Source organism: Deinococcus sp., from assembly GCF_018260405.1.
Taxonomy (GTDB): domain Bacteria; phylum Deinococcota; class Deinococci; order Deinococcales; family Deinococcaceae; genus Deinococcus.
Window position 1 is genome coordinate 1 of record NZ_JAGLBG010000066.1, and the last position, 14,396, is coordinate 14,396.

The 14,396-nt window shown below is 62.3% G+C and carries 17 protein-coding genes; 7 read left to right on the top strand and 10 right to left on the bottom strand.

The window, feature by feature from the left end; all coding sequences use genetic code 11:
• Window positions 1–149: 149 nt before the first annotated feature.
• Window positions 150–359, bottom strand: a complete 210-nt coding sequence (locus QZ269_RS09095) for a hypothetical protein (RefSeq protein WP_291426396.1) — start codon at window positions 357–359, stop codon at window positions 150–152.
• 110 nt (window positions 360–469) lie between these two features.
• Complete coding sequence (locus QZ269_RS09100) at window positions 470–883, bottom strand: hypothetical protein (RefSeq protein ID WP_291426397.1); 414 nt, start codon at window positions 881–883, stop codon at window positions 470–472.
• A gap of 280 nt (window positions 884–1,163) precedes the next feature.
• Between QZ269_RS09100 and QZ269_RS09105 the strand changes: the two genes are divergently transcribed.
• Both QZ269_RS09105 and QZ269_RS09110 read left to right on the top strand, forming a co-directional pair.
• Window positions 1,164–1,325, top strand: coding sequence for a hypothetical protein (locus QZ269_RS09105; protein WP_291426398.1), 162 nt, complete (start codon window positions 1,164–1,166; stop codon window positions 1,323–1,325).
• A 25-nt stretch (window positions 1,326–1,350) separates the two neighbouring features.
• Window positions 1,351–2,742: an MATE family efflux transporter gene (locus QZ269_RS09110; protein ID WP_291426399.1), complete on the top strand. Its 1,392-nt coding sequence runs from the start codon at window positions 1,351–1,353 to the stop codon at window positions 2,740–2,742.
• A 213-nt stretch (window positions 2,743–2,955) separates the two neighbouring features.
• Here the strand turns inward: QZ269_RS09110 and QZ269_RS09115 are convergent, their stop codons facing one another.
• From QZ269_RS09115 to QZ269_RS09145, 7 genes are all read right to left on the bottom strand, one after another.
• Entirely contained in the window at window positions 2,956–3,702 is a 747-nt protein-coding gene (locus QZ269_RS09115; protein ID WP_291426400.1) for an ABC transporter ATP-binding protein, read from the bottom strand.
• Window positions 3,699–4,535, bottom strand: a complete 837-nt coding sequence (locus QZ269_RS09120; RefSeq protein WP_291426401.1) for an ABC transporter permease — start codon at window positions 4,533–4,535, stop codon at window positions 3,699–3,701. The genes QZ269_RS09115 and QZ269_RS09120 overlap by 4 nt, the downstream gene beginning before the upstream one ends.
• 14 nt (window positions 4,536–4,549) lie before the next feature.
• Window positions 4,550–5,494 (bottom strand): ABC transporter substrate-binding protein, encoded by a 945-nt coding sequence (locus tag QZ269_RS09125; protein ID WP_291426402.1) that lies wholly within the window; start codon window positions 5,492–5,494, stop codon window positions 4,550–4,552.
• Window positions 5,495–5,707: 213 nt separating this feature from the next.
• Window positions 5,708–6,865: a sulfate adenylyltransferase gene (sat, locus tag QZ269_RS09130; protein WP_291426403.1), complete on the bottom strand. Its 1,158-nt coding sequence runs from the start codon at window positions 6,863–6,865 to the stop codon at window positions 5,708–5,710.
• Window positions 6,866–7,091: 226 nt separating this feature from the next.
• Window positions 7,092–7,796, bottom strand: coding sequence for a phosphoadenylyl-sulfate reductase (locus QZ269_RS09135; RefSeq protein ID WP_291426404.1), 705 nt, complete (start codon window positions 7,794–7,796; stop codon window positions 7,092–7,094).
• Complete coding sequence (gene cysC / locus QZ269_RS09140; protein ID WP_291426405.1) at window positions 7,793–8,341, bottom strand: adenylyl-sulfate kinase; 549 nt, start codon at window positions 8,339–8,341, stop codon at window positions 7,793–7,795. The genes QZ269_RS09135 and cysC overlap by 4 nt, the downstream gene beginning before the upstream one ends.
• Window positions 8,338–9,915 carry a nitrite/sulfite reductase gene (locus tag QZ269_RS09145; RefSeq protein WP_291426406.1) on the bottom strand — a complete coding sequence of 526 codons (1,578 nt, stop codon included), beginning with the start codon at window positions 9,913–9,915 and terminating at the stop codon, window positions 8,338–8,340. The genes cysC and QZ269_RS09145 overlap by 4 nt, the downstream gene beginning before the upstream one ends.
• A 135-nt stretch (window positions 9,916–10,050) precedes the next feature.
• Here QZ269_RS09145 and QZ269_RS09150 point away from each other — a divergent pair, with 135 nt between their 5' ends.
• The 5 genes from QZ269_RS09150 (at window position 10,051) to QZ269_RS09170 (ending at window position 13,704) form a co-directional block, all read left to right on the top strand.
• Window positions 10,051–10,191, top strand: a complete 141-nt coding sequence (locus QZ269_RS09150; protein ID WP_291426407.1) for a hypothetical protein — start codon at window positions 10,051–10,053, stop codon at window positions 10,189–10,191.
• Window positions 10,192–10,278: 87 nt separating this feature from the next.
• On the top strand, window positions 10,279–10,467 hold the full coding sequence (locus QZ269_RS09155; protein ID WP_291426408.1) for a hypothetical protein: 189 nt from the start codon (window positions 10,279–10,281) through the stop codon (window positions 10,465–10,467).
• A 476-nt stretch (window positions 10,468–10,943) separates the two neighbouring features.
• The gene (locus QZ269_RS09160) at window positions 10,944–12,299 is read left to right on the top strand and encodes a hemolysin family protein (RefSeq protein WP_291426409.1); all 1,356 of its coding nucleotides are present in this window, start codon (window positions 10,944–10,946) and stop codon (window positions 12,297–12,299) included.
• The gene (gene cdd / locus QZ269_RS09165) at window positions 12,286–12,726 is read left to right on the top strand and encodes a cytidine deaminase (protein WP_291426410.1); all 441 of its coding nucleotides are present in this window, start codon (window positions 12,286–12,288) and stop codon (window positions 12,724–12,726) included. The genes QZ269_RS09160 and cdd overlap by 14 nt, the downstream gene beginning before the upstream one ends.
• A 378-nt stretch (window positions 12,727–13,104) precedes the next feature.
• Window positions 13,105–13,704: a metal-binding protein gene (locus tag QZ269_RS09170; RefSeq protein ID WP_291426411.1), complete on the top strand. Its 600-nt coding sequence runs from the start codon at window positions 13,105–13,107 to the stop codon at window positions 13,702–13,704.
• A gap of 168 nt (window positions 13,705–13,872) precedes the next feature.
• Here QZ269_RS09170 and QZ269_RS09175 read toward each other — a convergent pair.
• Window positions 13,873–14,396, bottom strand: a 524-nt coding sequence (locus QZ269_RS09175; protein ID WP_291426412.1) for a phosphotransferase, incomplete at its 5' end; no start/stop codon positions are given.

The window sequence follows — 14,396 nt, forward strand, 5'->3', positions numbered from 1 at the left end:
TGCTCCAGCGATTGTGCGCCTGATGAAGAGGGCAGCATGGATACTCCGACGATATGGGCCTCAGACAGCCTCTGAGACACACTTCACCCTCACAGGGCTTCCGGATGACCCCGGTGCTGGTCCGGCAGGCGCACCGTTTCCTGCTGGCATTAAGTGCCGGTGAGGCTCTGGCTGCTGACCAGATCGAAGCCGTCTCTCTCGACTGGTTGCTGCGTAAGCGGCTGGTCGAGCCACTTGGGAACGCTGCGGGCCTTTCGCAGGGCGCTGCGGCTGCCGGGCTGCCCGAACTTGTCCGGATCACAGCGGTCGGGCGTGAGGCGGTACTGGGAAAACAGCGTTCGCACGCTGGCGTTTTCCACTGAAGCTCATTCAAAGCCGAGGTGTTCAGGCAGGGCAAAGTGTTCAAGCAGGCCAAAGTGCTTTTGTTCCGTTCGGGATACGAAGAAAAACCACGTTGCTGGCGGGGGGTTTACTCCAAAATGTATTTGATCCCCTCAACAAACAGCACCTGATCCACGGCGTGGCGTGGCAGGACGACGTTTTTACGCCAGGGCATCCATTCGGTCTGTCCCTGAGCACTGCGGAGCAGGCCGCGCAACCCGATTTCTACGGTGCGGGCTGACCCGTTCAGCAGGGCCTCGAGTGCGCTGCGTACGGTAGCAGGGTCGCGCAGCACCCCCATCAGGCGGGCGGAAGGCACCAGCTCATGCGGGATGTGACCTGAGGGCAGGGCTTTGGGGTGCGGGCGGTAGAGGTCCACCGTAAAGCCTTCCAGCACCAGCAGGGCCGCCTTAGCCGCTTCTCCGGTCAGTGGAGTGGCAAAGTTGACATGCATATCGAGTTCAAAGGTTTTGGAACCGGTTTGCGGCGTGGGTAAACTCATCAGGCTCTCCGGCGCTGGAAAGGGGTGGCGCGAGTGACGTCGAAGTGGGGCATCGGCTTCAGTTTAAGGCAAAGCTCATCCTGGATTCCGGGAAGCTGAGGCCAGAGCCACGAGCGGACGTCGTCACGTATTTCATGGGTGTTGGTATGCATCGCCGTTGATGGTGAAACCTGCCTGAATACCGGTCGTGATGCAGGGCTGGGTGGTGCGCTGCTGAACGTTGGTACAGAGGTGGAACGCGAGTGGCCCACCCCGCTCCATCATCCGCACTACCGGCGGTTTGACGGACGCAGCGGCGCGTCACCACGCCGCGCCGGAGACTGCGGGTCATGTCCTGGGCCTCATCTTCGTTCAGGCCAAGTTCGTGGGCGATCTGGCGGTTATTTGGGTTCAGGCCCAGCAGCTCCTTTTAGCCTGCTCGTTTCGGCTGATGCCCCGCTAACTCAAACCCTGTAGGCTGTCGACCTATGTCTGCCGTGACCACATCTGCCCCTAGTCCCTCGCCGATGCGGGAAATCGCCCAGATCGCCGTTCCGGTCAGCCTGGAAATGGTCATTCAGCTGGTGCTGACCTTCATCAATCAGATCGTGGTGGGGGTCTTAGGCGCGGTGGCGGTGGCGGCGGTAGGTCTGAGCGGCAGCCTGGGCTTTCTGTTTTTTGCCACGCTGGGGGCTCTGGGCAGCAGCACCAGCATTCTGGTGGCCCGCCGCGCCGGGGCCGGGGATCAGGGCGGGGTCAACCATACCCTCAGCGCCACGCTGCTGTTCAGTGTTGCGCTGACCGGCGCTCTTACGGTACCGGTGGTGGTCGGTGCGCCCGCGCTGCTGCGCCTGGCCGGGGGAGACCCCGCCGTGACACAGGCCGCCACGCCCTACATGCAGGTCTTTATGTTGGCGCTGGTGCCGGGCATCCTGGCCTGGGTGCTTAGCGGAGCGCTGCGGAGTCTGGGCCACGCCCGCACGCCGCTGGTTGCCACCATCATCAGCGTCATCATTGAGTGTCTGCTGGCTTACGGGCTGGTTTTCGGGGTCGGGCCGCTGCCGCAGCTGGGGCTGGTCGGGGCGGCCTGGGCGATCGTGGTGTCGAACACCTACAAGGCGCTGCACCTGGGCTATCAGGTCTACGGCCCGCGCCAGCTGGCCCGGCTGGAACTGCCCAAGCGGGCCGAGTGGCGCTCGATTGTCGAGCCGCTACTGCGCCTGTGTGCGCCGCTGGCCTTCACCGAGTTCGTCTGGACGCTGGGCGGCTTTATCTACGCGGCGGTCTTTGCGCGGGTGGGCACCGAGGCGCTGGCCGCCAGTCAGATCGTGGCCTCGCTGGAAGGGATTTTCATCGTGGGCAGCTTCGGTCTGATGAGCGCGGCGACGGTGCTGATCGGCAAGGCGCTGGGGGCCGGAGACGCCGAGGGCGCACAACTCTGGCTGCGCCGCGTGACCCGAGCTGGGCTGGTGACGGCATTTGCCTTTGGGGCCGTGTTTGCCCTTAGCAGTCTGCTGGTGCCCAGCCTGTTTCCGAAGGTGGGAAGTGACGTGCAGCACATCGCCATCATCGGGGTACTGATTACGGCAGCCAACCAGGTATTCAAGGTTCGCAACATGATCGTCGGCGGCGGCGTGCTGCCTAGCGCGGGCGACGGCAAAGGCATTATCGCGGGCGACCTGATCGGGGCGTTCGGGGTCGGCCTGCCGCTGGCGATCTGGCTGGGAATGCACACCTCGCTGGGCGTCTGGGGCGTGTTCGTGGCCCGCGCCTTCGATGAGATCAGCAAGATGCTGATTTTCGAGTGGCGCCAGCGCCGGGTCAACTGGCAGCGGCTGGCTCAGGAAAACCAGGGCAAGGAAGTCGAAGCGGCGCACTGATTCGGGCAGTTTTATAACTCTGGACAGGGAGAATTTGAAACTGTCCAGTCCCTTTTGTGCGTGGTGTTCCGGAAACTTATACGGATTCCGATTGATTTGGTGCAGTTCCGAATCAATCCGAGCGGATGCGAGTAGGAACAACATACGCCCCTTCGCGGTATGGAGCCGCAGGCGGTGTCGTCCCGACTGCGGCGGAATTTAGCGGAATCCGTATTACCCCTGTTCCAGCACCCCGCGCAGGCCGCCCACGGTCAGTTCCCGCGCCGAGGCGTCCAGCGCAATTTGCCCGGCTTTGAGCGCCACGACCCGTCTGCCCAGGTGCAGCGCCTCGTCGAGGTGGTGGGTCACGAAAACGACTGTGACTTTCTGTTCCCACCAGATCGCTAGCAGTTCGTCGGCCAGCCCGGTGCGCGTCTGGATGTCGAGGGCGCTGAAGGGTTCGTCAAGGAGCAGCAGCCCCGGCTTGGTCGCCAGCGCACGGGCAATGCTGACGCGCTGGCGCTGCCCGCCCGAGAGTTCGTGAGGACGGCGCTGCTTGAACCCGCTGAGGCCCACGAGTTGCAGGGCCTCGGCCACGCGGGTTTCACGCTCAGGGCGGGAAAGTTTATTCAGCCCGAAGGCCACATTGCCCCCGACCGTCAGCCACGGAAAGAGCGCCGATTCCTGCTGCACCAGTGTCAGCTGTGGGTGGGGGCCACGCACCAGCTGCCCGCCCAGGCTGATCCGGCCCTGCTGCGGGCGCAGGAACCCGGCCAGCAGGCTCAGCAGGGTGCTTTTGCCGCTGCCCGACGGCCCCACCACGCACAGAAAGTCGCCCGGTTCGACGTGCAGGTCAATTGGCCCCAGACCGCCGGAGCCTTTGCTGTAGCGGTAGCTGACCTGTTCTAAAGTCAGGCTCGACCCGGCGACGGCGCGGGTGGTTGGCTGGGCGGCAGCGGGGCGTTCCATGGGAATGGTCATTGTGCCACTTCCAGGCCGTAATCGCGCCGAATCCTGCTTTCGATGAGCCGCAGCAGCCCGTCGAAGCACCCGCCGATCAGCCCGATGATGAGAATGGTCGCCAGCACCAGCGCCACGTTCGCGGTGTTACGCCCGACTTCTAGCTGCTCACCCAGGCTTTTGCTTCCGGAGATCAGCAGTTCGCCGCCGACCAGCGCCCGCCACGCGAAGCTCCAGGCAGTTCGCAGGCCGCTCAGGACATTGGGCAGCGCGGCAGGCAGCAGAACCCGCAGCATGAGCCCGAGTCCGCTGGCCCCCAGCGTGCGGCCCGCCACGCGCAGGGTCGGCGGCACGTTTAGCAGCGCCCCGGACACCGCCAGCGCCACCGGAATAAAGCTTTCCAGGATAACCACGAACAGCACCGCCCGCTCGTTGAGGCCCAGAAACAAGATGGCGAACGGCACGAAGGCAATGCTGGGCACGCTTTGCACTCCGGTGAGGTAAGATCCAAGCGTAGCCCGCAGCGGCAGCCACAGCCCCATCAGCAGGCCAATGAACCCGCCCAGAACCACGGCGGCCAGGTAGCCGGTAACGACCCGGCGCAGGCTTCCGGCAATGGAGGCCAGCAGCTTGCCGTCCTGCGGCCCGCTGCCCCACAGCCCGTAACTGATCTCGGTCCACACCGCCCTGGGGCTAGGAAACACGTAGGCCGGGTACAGCTTGAGCACGTCGGTTGCCACGTACCACACGGCCAGAATAAGCAGCAGGCCCAGGAGTTGCCAGCCCAGCATTAGCCAGCGCGGGGGAAGCGCGGGACTGCGGTGAAGGTCGGTATCTTGTGGCAGGGCGGTCATAGAGGCTCCTTGGGCTATGGGCGAATCAGTGCGCTGAAATCGGGAATGGTACGGGCGTAGCCAGCCTCGACATTCAGGGCGGCGTACTCTTTGAGGGCGTTGATGTCCAGCGCCGCTGTGAAGTGGGTTCTGCTCCAGGCGCGTTGCAGGACACGCGGATCAAGTTTGCTGCCCGTCAGCTTTTCGAGTTCGGCGTTCACGGCGGCCTGAGCTGCGGCAGGTGATTTATTTAGAAAACCCGTGGCGTCGTTGTGGACTTTTACAAACGCGCTGACCACCCCTGGATTGGCCTGGGCAAACTTAGTGTTCACGATGACAAGAGCCGATGGGTAATTACCGCCGCGCCAGACGGTCTTTTCATCGCCGATAACCGGATTGCCCTGAGCTTCGAGCGCCGCTCCCCAAGGCTCCGGCACCAGCGCGGCGTCCGCCCGTTTGCCTGCAAAAGCCGCCACGATGTCGGCAGGTGGAACAGAGACGATGGTTACGCCGCCGCCGTTTTCTTTTGTCTTCAAGTTGCTGGCACTCAGCAAGTGGCGCAGGCTGATGTCCTGGGTATTGCCCAGACTCGGGACCGCCACAGTTTTTCCGTTCAGGTCCCTGGCTAGCTTGATGCCGCTGTCCTTGCGAGCGACCAGAACAGCTCCGGCATTGGCCGCCCCCGCCAGAAACTGCACCGGCATTCCCCGGCTGGCGGCGCTGATGGCTGGCCCTGGCCCGATGTAGGCGATGTCAAGCTGCCCCGCAGCGAAAGCTTCGGAAAGGGTCGTGCCCGAGCTAAACGTGCGAACGTCGAGTCTGGTACTTCCCAGAGCTTTCTGAAAGGTGCCGCGGCCTACGCCCACGAGAGCGGCGGCGTGCGTCAGGTTAGGAAAGTAGCCCAGCCTCAGGGTCGCCGCCCCCTGCGCGGAAGTGGCACTGGTCAGAAGTAGGCTAGCCAACAGAAGGGTAAACCTCATAAAAGACCTCTCATACAGACTTGGATTGAATGGTGTGCAAAAACCATTCACTTCGGGCGGACTTGTAAAGCAGCCGCAGAGCGAGTAGAAGCAAACCGGACTCTTGGGCGCAGAGTTCTAACCCAGTGCCTGGGCGGGCGGTGAACGAAACACACGGCAGTCCGTATCACCGTTGATTGCGCGGGGACATGTTACGGAGCTGAAGCGGCAAAATCACTGCTGCCTGGCGTAGGCCCGGCGCAACACGTCGGCCACTTCGGGGCGGGTGAATTCGGAGGGCAGCGCCTCGCCCCCACGCAGCTTCTCGCGCACTTTGGTGCCGCTGAGAACCAGGTGGTGCGAAGGGTCATGGGGGCAGGTGCGCGGGCTGACCAGCTGCTGGCACGACTGGCAATAGAAGGTGTGCTCGAACTTCAGAATCCGGATTCCCAGTTCCTCGGCGGTAAAGTTCTGGAAGATTTCCTGCGCCTCGTAAGTGCCGTAGTAGTTGCCGACTCCGGCGTGGTCGCGCCCCACGATGAAGTGAGTGGCCCCGTAGTTGCGCCTTGAGAGCGCGTGCAGGATCGCCTCACGCGGCCCGGCGTAACGCATGGCGGCAGGGTAGGTGCTCAGCAGGGTGCGCTGCGCCGGGTAATAGTGCTCCAGCAGCACCTCGTAGGCTTGCATACGGGTGTCGGCAGGTACGTCGTCGTTCTTGGTGGTACCGACCAGCGGGTGCAGCAGCAGGCCGTCGACCAGTTCCAGCGCCACTTTATGCAGGTATTCATGGGCGCGGTGAATGGGGTTGCGGGTCTGGAAGGCCACGGTGCTCTGCCAGCCGCGTGCCTCGATTACGGCGCGAACCTCGGCGGGCGTGCGGTGGTAGCGGGGAAACTCGCCGCGTGGCACCTCCAGCAGCGTCACCTCTCCGGCCAGATTGATGTTGCCCTGCTCGTACAGCGCTGCTACGCCGGGGTGCGCCGGATCCTCGGTGCGGTAGACCTCGCGGGCCTCCAAACTCTTGCGGGCCGCGTACTGCTCGCTTATGTCCAGCAGGCCGACCATCACGCCGCCACGCGTCAGCCGAATTCGGCCCCGCAACCTGGCGGCCTCGTCTTCAGTCACGGGCAGGGTGATCGGCAGGCTCCAGGGGGTGCCGTCACTCAGACGCAAGTGCTCGATCACGGACAGATAGTCGGCCTCCCCCAGAAAGCCGCTCAGTGGCGAGTAGGCCCCCGTTGCCAGCAGTTCGAGGTCGCTCAAGGAGCGGTCTGAAAGTTCCAGCGCTGGAAGGTGAGCGTATTCGGCGGGGTCGGCCAGCCGCACGCGGTTGATCAGGGTGCCGCCTAGCGGCGTGGGCAAAAAGGTGGCGGGCAGTTCGGTGGTGGTCATGGTCACTCCTGATGGTAGAGGTCTGATGCTGGATGAAAGAGGTCAACTATTCCGGCATTTTGAATAAAGGTTCTGCTTTTTTGACTCGCCGGGCTTGTAAAGCTGCGAAGTTCAGCGGGCCTCGCGGGGCAAGGGGTGAGGAGGCCACCAGGCAACTTCTTTTGGCTAAATGCTGTTGGTGAAATGCTCTAGGTCAAAAGGAGAGGCTGGTTTTACCGGCGAGGCCTCAGAGTCTGTTCTCGCCCTGCCATAGCCCGCATTCGGTCTTGCCTTTTCCGGCCCAGCGGCCCGCGCGGGCGTCCTCGCCGGGGCGCACGGCGCGGGTGCAAGTCCAGCAGCCAACGCTGAGAAAGCCGTCTGAGTACAGCGGATTAACCGGCAGATCGTGTTGTGTGGCGTAGGCTTCGAGCTTTTCGCGCGTCCAGTGCGCCAGCGGGTTGATCCTGGGGCGCGTACCGCCCACTTCCACAAAGGGAATATCGGCGCGGGTCGCCGCCTGATCGCGGCTGCGGGCGTTCAGCAGCGCGGGCGGATTCTTGCGCCTTAGAAAGTCTTGCAGCGGGGCCACTTTCCGCACGGCGCAGCAAGCGTCGGGGTCGCTGGCGTACAGCGTGGGGGGCGTCTGGCCGTCTTCGGGGTGCGCTCCGGCATTCAGCGTCACGAAGTTCAGCTCGGGGTAACGCGCCGCCAGTCGGTCACGGGTCGCCAGCGTTTCGGGAAAGTGGTAGCCGGTGTCCACGAACACCACGTCGCCCCGGTAGCCCGCCCTGGCTGCCAGATCAACCAGTACTACGCCGTTGAGGTTGAAGGCGCTCGGCATCAGCGCGTCCGGGTACACGTCCAGCGCCCAGCGGATAATGTCTTGTGGCCCGGTTTCCGGCGTAAAGGCCGGGACAGTGGGCGGCTCCTGGCGCGGCTCGGCGGCGGTCATGCGTTCAGCCCCAGTTTTGCTAGCAGTTCTTTAACACCGTCTTGCACGCTGATCTGGTCAGTTCGCAGGTGCAGGTCAGGGCTGCTCGGAGCCTCGTAGGGGTCGGATACGCCCGTGAAATGCGGGATTTCCCCGGCAAGTGCTTTGAGGTATAGGCCTTTCACGTCACGCTTAGTCACGACTTCCAGCGGCGCGTCCACGAACACTTCGATGGTGCCGGGCAGGGTGTCCAGCACCTCGCGGCGGGTGTCGGCATACGGGCTGATTGCGCTGACCAGCACCGTGACGCCGTGCCGGGCGAGCAGTCCGGCCACAAAGGCGATGCGGCGCACATTGGTGTCGCGGTCCTCCCGGCTGAAGCCCAGTCCTTTGGATAGGTTCTCGCGCACGGCGTCGCCGTCGAGCAGCTCCACCGGAAGGTCACGCGCCCTGAGTTCTTCGTAAAGCGCAGCGGCCAGAGTGCTTTTGCCCGCACCCGAAAGCCCGGTAAACCAGACCACACGGCCTGTCTTTTGAGCTGGCCTGGGCGTCAGGGTGGCGCTCATGCGTTGATCAGCTCCTTTTCACTGTTCAGCACGGTGTCGGGCAAAAAGTGCCCGGCCCCGACGCGGTCGGCGTATTCCACGAAGCTCTCGGCGGGCTGCTTGTGCGCCTTGAAATCGCTGAGCACCTTATCGGTGTACTCGGTCAGCCGCTCGGCGGGCACGATTCCTTTGAGCTTGGTGCCGGTGCGCTGCGCCTGCCCGATGCTGCCTGCCAGATGCACGTTATAGACCTCGTCCTCCAGACCAGTTTCCTTGTTGGCCCGCAGCGCCCCCATAAAGCCCAGGTCGGCCACCTGATAGCGCGTGCAGGCGTTCGAGCAGCCTGTCAGATTGATCACGAAGGGCACGTCTAGATCGTTGTGGACGGGTTCGAGCACGTCAATCATGCCCGCGACTCGCGCCTTGGTTTCGGTGTGCGCCAGGCGGCAGAACTGCGTGCCGGTGCAGGCGATAGTCGTGCCGCGCAGCGTGGCTTTGGGGGCCAGCTCCAGCTTTTGCAGCTCGGCGACCAGTGTGTCCACATGTTCGGTCTTCACGTGCGGAATCATCATGTTCTGAAAGGCAGTGGTTCGCAGGTGGCCGTTGCCGTACTGCTCGGCCAGATCCGCCAGCTTGCGGGCCTGTTCAGGGCTGATGCGGCCAACGGTGGTGGTCAGCACCACATAGTTCAGGCCGTCTTTCTGCGGGTTCACGCCCAGCACGTCGCTGCCGCCGAAGCGGGCCACTGGCGCGGGCGGGCCGTCGCGCAGGGGGCGGCCCAGGTACTCGGTTTCGACCAGTTCGCGGAACCTGACCGGGCCGAGGTCTTTAATCAGGTACTTCAGGCGGCTCTTTTTGCGGTTCACGCGGTAGCCGTGGTCGCGGTATGCCCCGGCAATAGCGCGGCCCACTTCGACCACCTCGTCCGGCGAGACGAACACGCCCAGCCGCTCGGCGAGGTGCGCCACGGCGCCCAGTCCGCCCCCAACCCACACATCGAAGCCGATTTCACCGTTGACTTCATGGGCCAGAAAGCCGATGTCGTTGATCAGGTGAATGCCTTCGAGTTCGGGCGTGGCAGTAATGCTGATCTTGAACTTGCGCGGCAGGTCTTCGAAATCATGGTTGCCACTCAGCGTGCCTTCCATGGCGGCGGCGATTGGGCGCACGTCAATTCGCTCGCGGGCGTCCAGTCCGGCCAGCGGCGAGGCGATTACGGCCCGCACGGTGTCGCCGCAGGCCCCTTTAGTGTGCAGGCCCACGGTCTCCAGGCGGTCTAAAATCTCGGGGATGTTCTCGATCCGCAGCCAGTGGAACTGAAAGGCCTGGCGGTCGGTCACGTCCAGCAGCCCGCGCCCGAAATCTTCACTGATGCCTGCCACTACCCGCAGGGCGTCGGCGTGCAACTCGGCGGTGGGCACCTTGACCCGCATCATCAAGAAGCCGTCCTCCTGTGGGCGCTGCGGATACACGCCCGCCCACTTGAGCAGGTCGATCTTTTCCGGGTCAATCGCGCCAGCGGCGGCGTACTGCGGAATCAGGTCAAAAATCTGGAACGGGGGCAGTTCTTTTTTCAGGGTTTCAATGTCGGACATCTCGGGCCTCCGGGGGCAGGAAAGAGCTAGGGAACGTCGGCTGGGCCGTCAGCGACATCGGCACTTGGCCGCGCAGCAAGACATTTGAGAAAAAGGGGTCAGAGCAATCATTGACCTAAAAGGTACACTAAATAGATGACCAAAGTCATCAACTGTTTAGGCAGGGCCGTTTCTTTGGAGTATTTCAGCCAGAAAAGGCGGTACAGGCGGCGTCTTCTTGAGCAGAACGGCACCCAGGATGGGGCCTGGCCGCTTCTCGCCTGCACCATAATTTAGCGGAACTTACATTAATGTGAGAAACTTGGCATTTTTCTAACCTCTATGTAAGAGTCCTGACACGCGCTTTGCCCTAACGTAGGAGGCATGACTGATCAACGAGTAGGCCGCCACGTTCGTATCTACGAGTGGGATGAAGTGGACAGCGACGAAGATCTCCCGCAGGTTGAAGCTGCCGATAAGGGAGTCGCCTCAGCGCATAATCAAGATAAGGAAAAGAAAGCCCCCGAAACGCCCAAGGGCCTAAGCGGGCTGCTCAAGCGCAAGCTGTTCTAAGGAACTTCCGGATAGAGCGGGCAGCCTCTTGACTGTTCTGGGCCCGCCAGTTGCCCAACAGGGCCGTATTTAAAGTTTTTCCCTACTGCCGAACTGCCCCGTTAAAGGTTTCTTTACGGGTCGGTTCGGCGTTTGGAGCATTTTGCAAAAGGGTGGTGCTCTTTTGACCATCTTTTTGCCGAGTGGAACGAGTGAAAAACAAAGAGCAGAACGTAGCATGAAGGGGGTGGCGGTGTGTTTCCGACGTGCCCGTCATTCGCAGAGTTGCTCTAAGTTAGGTGTGTTACAGTAAAAGCCGTTTATGGAGCCTCCTGGTTCTGGCTCGTTGAAAACGCCCGGTGAATCTTGCCCGATGGCGGATTTTTTACTGCGGCTTACGGAAATTTTCCAGCAACCGACGCCTGTCCTGAACCGGGGCGGGTGGGCAGCATGGCCTGTGCGGAGTGTTGGGGCGCGAAAAGGGAGCGCGCCGTTCAATGAATAAAGATTTAATTGGCATTCTTGCCCTGTTCGTGCTGGTGTTTTTCAACGGCTATTTTGTGGCGGTTGAGTACGCTCTGGTCAGTGTCCGGCGGACCCGTATCGAACAGCTTGCCGAAGAGGGCAACAGCGCCGCCAAAATGGTGAGCCGCGTGCTGGGTCGTCTTGACCTCTATATCGCTGCTGTGCAGCTCGGCGTGTCGATGATGAGCCTGTTGATCGGCTTTGTGGCCGAGCCTGCCATCGAACACCTGGCCGAGCCGCTGTTTCACCAGATTAATTTCCCCGAAAACTACCAGAAGCCCGCCTCCTTCGCGCTGGCTTTTATCATCTCGACCACGTTCCATATCGTGCTGGGCGAGCTGGTGCCCAAATCGGCTGCCCTGCAAAAAAGCGAGCAGATGGCCATGCTGCTGGTGCGCCCGCTGGTGGCTTTCACCGCGATCTTCAGGCCGGTCATCTTGGGACTCAATGCCCTGGGTGGCGGCGTGCTTAAGCTGATCGGACTCAAGGCGGTCGCCGGGCACCATACGGCGTATTCCGAAGAGGAAATCCGCATGATCGTGGGGGCCTCCAGCCAGGAAGGGGTGCTGGAAGACAGCGAGAAGGAACTGGTTTATAACGTCTTTGACCTTTCGGATACCACCGTGCGTGAAGTGATGACCCCGCGCGTGGATATGGTTGTGATAGACGGAGTTGCGCCGCTGCGCCGCCTGGTCGACCTGAACACCGAACACGGGTACTCGCGCATTCCGGTTTTTCAGGCCACTGCCGACAATATTGTGGGCATCGTGCATACCAGCGATATGCTGGGGCACCTCGAAGCGCTCGACCACCTGACGGTCGGTGAGGTGATGCGCCCGGTTTTCTTTGTTCCTGAGGGCATGAAGATTAAAGACCTGCTTGCCAAGATGCGGGCCAAGAAGTCGCACATGAGCATCGTGGTAGACGAGTTTGGAGGCACGGCGGGTCTGGTGACGCTGGAAGACGCCATTGAGGAAATCGTTGGGGAAATCTACGACGAGACCGATGAAGACGAGGTGCCCCAGATTGAGGTGCTTGCCGAGGGCATCTATCTGATGGACGGCAGCATCACCATGCACGATGTCGAGGAGCGTTTGGGAGCGGATCTGGAGGAAGGCGAGGCGGAATACGGCACGCTGGCGGGGTTCATGACCAATCACTTCGGGGACATTCCCGAGGTTGGCGAGAGCTTTGCCTACCGGGGCTGGGCTTTCACGGTGGCCGAGGCCGACCAACGCCGGGTGGCCCGTATCCGCGTGGAACGTGCCCCCGAGCTTGACCCCATCATGGTGCAGGCCCAGCTGGAGGCGCTGCATGACCGTGAGTGATGCCGCCTTAGCACAGGCCCAGCCTGATGCCGAGTTGCTGAAGGCGGCCCGCAGCGCTTTTGTCAATTCTTACGCGCCCTACAGCCGCTTTCAGGTGGGGGCAGCGCTTCGCACGGCCAGCGGGGAGGTTTTTGCCGGAACCAACGTCGAGAACGCCAGCTATGGCCTGGGCCGCTGCGCCGAGCAGAGTGCGGTGCAGGCGATGGCCTCGGCGGGGCAGCGTGAATTTACGGATGTGGTGGTCTACAGCGAGGCTACGCCGCCTGCCAGCCCGTGTGGGGCCTGCCGCCAGGTGCTGTTCGAATTTGCACCGGAGGCCCGTGTGGTGTGCGTTAACCAGCACGGCGAAATCGTCAGCGGTCTGGTTCGTGATTTTTTACCGCACGGTTTCCGCCTGGAGCGCGACGACAGCCTTACCGACGCTTAGAGCAGTTCTCCGAATGATGGGTACGTCGTAACAACACCGCCGCCCCCTTCATTCTACGTCCTGCTCTTTCTTTTTCACTCGTTCTACTCGGCAAAAAGATGGTCAAAAGAGCACCCTCTTTTTGCACAATGCTCTAAGCGGCTGACCGCGCACGCGGTGTGGGCCATGACAACAGGACAGTGACAGATTGGCAGAGCGGCAAGCCCCCTGCCTGGGTGCGGTCAGGCCCCATCATGGGCGCCGTTCTGACCAAGACGGCACCGCCTGTACCGCCATACCCCGAAACCCGTATTTTTCCTTCTTGCCTCCGCCTGAATTGCATCTGGCTGTTTCAGATTCAATCGGTAGTCCACAGTACCGGACGGGTAGAGGTTTTTTTTGACCTCTGGGGGCACCTGCCGCCTGGATTTGCGGCATAGTGGGCGCGTGCCGAGCGGGAAAGTACACAACCTGATTAATATTGCTGTTTATGCTGGCCTGGTCGCCGCCGCTTTGCTGGGTACCCGCAGTGGGGCCATTGTGGTGACCCAGAGCGAGACGCTGAACTTCACGGTGGGATTCATGGCCGGAACCTTTCTGCTTTCGCCCGACCTTGATCTGGCCACGGGCAACGTGGACAGCAAGCAGCATTGGGGCCTGCTGGGGGGCCTCTGGGTTCCCTACGGGATGCTGTTCAGTCACCGGGGCCTAAGTCACACCTGGATTCTGGGGCCACTGACCCGCCTGGCGTACATGGCGATTATGGTCGTCATTGTGGTGGGCCTGATCCGGACCTTTGCCCCCCAGGTGCAGTTGCCGCAGCTGCCAGACCAGTTCGGCCATAAATTTTTGCTGCCCCTGATGGTCGGCTACTACGTCAGCCAGTGGCTGCATCTGGTGGCCGACGGCATACGCCCCGATCATGGGCTACGCTACGGGGCCAGAAAAGCGGGCCGAGCCTACCGGAAAGTGCATAAGAGCGCCCGGCGGCACTTTTGATGGTGCGGGATTTAGAAGATGGTGCCAGCGGTTTGAAACACTTGCCGGATGATGAACCTATCATCGGCCCGAGCAGACTTGCAAAGCTGCTGTCACAGGCGCGGGCAGTGTAAAACGGCACCCGTGAAGGGGCTTCCCCACTGCGGGCGGAATTGAGCGCAGTCCGCATTACAGGCGGTTCAGGCAGCACCGGGCGAAACGCACAGCCTGTTCCAGACGTTTGGTTTGGGCATGTTCCGCAGCGCGGCTGGCCCGGTGAAGCGCCAGCAGCAGGCCAAACAGGGCGCTGCCGCGTCCCAGATGCTGAGCTGCGGCATGGCTGACCAGCTCGGCCACGTCCCAGCCATGAAAAAAGGCGAGACTGGCCTGGTCCCAGGCGGGTGGGGCAATGGCGGCGTCTCCAAAGTCGAGCAGCGCCGCCAGCCGCCCACCGCGCCAGATGAACTGATTGGGGTGCAAGTCGCTGTGGCAAATCACCCCCGGTTGCCGAACCACCTGCCGGAGTTCGGCGGCCAGTTGTATCAGTGGGCGGGCCAGTTCAGGAGCCGCGACTACCAGTGCCTGAGTTTCCAGCGGGCGCGAGTTGAACGGCCAGCTGGGGGAGATACGGGTCAGCAGTCCGCCTTCCGGGGTCGTGGCCTGCCCCGCGAAACAGTCGGCGCGGTTTTGCAGCAGCCCATAGCTCTGGTGTG

Coding starts and splice junctions, on each gene's coding strand:
- QZ269_RS09145 (WP_291426406.1), bottom strand. CDS start 9,915: ATGTCCGACATTGAAACCCTGAAAAAAGAACTGCCCCCGTTCCAGATT.
- QZ269_RS09110 (WP_291426399.1), top strand. CDS start 1,351: ATGTCTGCCGTGACCACATCTGCCCCTAGTCCCTCGCCGATGCGGGAA.
- QZ269_RS09125 (WP_291426402.1), bottom strand. CDS start 5,494: ATGAGGTTTACCCTTCTGTTGGCTAGCCTACTTCTGACCAGTGCCACT.
- QZ269_RS09100 (WP_291426397.1), bottom strand. CDS start 883: ATGAGTTTACCCACGCCGCAAACCGGTTCCAAAACCTTTGAACTCGAT.
- QZ269_RS09160 (WP_291426409.1), top strand. CDS start 10,944: ATGAATAAAGATTTAATTGGCATTCTTGCCCTGTTCGTGCTGGTGTTT.
- QZ269_RS09150 (WP_291426407.1), top strand. CDS start 10,051: ATGACCAAAGTCATCAACTGTTTAGGCAGGGCCGTTTCTTTGGAGTAT.
- cysC (WP_291426405.1), bottom strand. CDS start 8,341: ATGAGCGCCACCCTGACGCCCAGGCCAGCTCAAAAGACAGGCCGTGTG.
- QZ269_RS09155 (WP_291426408.1), top strand. CDS start 10,279: ATGACTGATCAACGAGTAGGCCGCCACGTTCGTATCTACGAGTGGGAT.
- QZ269_RS09115 (WP_291426400.1), bottom strand. CDS start 3,702: ATGACCATTCCCATGGAACGCCCCGCTGCCGCCCAGCCAACCACCCGC.
- cdd (WP_291426410.1), top strand. CDS start 12,286: ATGACCGTGAGTGATGCCGCCTTAGCACAGGCCCAGCCTGATGCCGAG.
- QZ269_RS09135 (WP_291426404.1), bottom strand. CDS start 7,796: ATGACCGCCGCCGAGCCGCGCCAGGAGCCGCCCACTGTCCCGGCCTTT.
- QZ269_RS09120 (WP_291426401.1), bottom strand. CDS start 4,535: ATGACCGCCCTGCCACAAGATACCGACCTTCACCGCAGTCCCGCGCTT.
- sat (WP_291426403.1), bottom strand. CDS start 6,865: ATGACCACCACCGAACTGCCCGCCACCTTTTTGCCCACGCCGCTAGGC.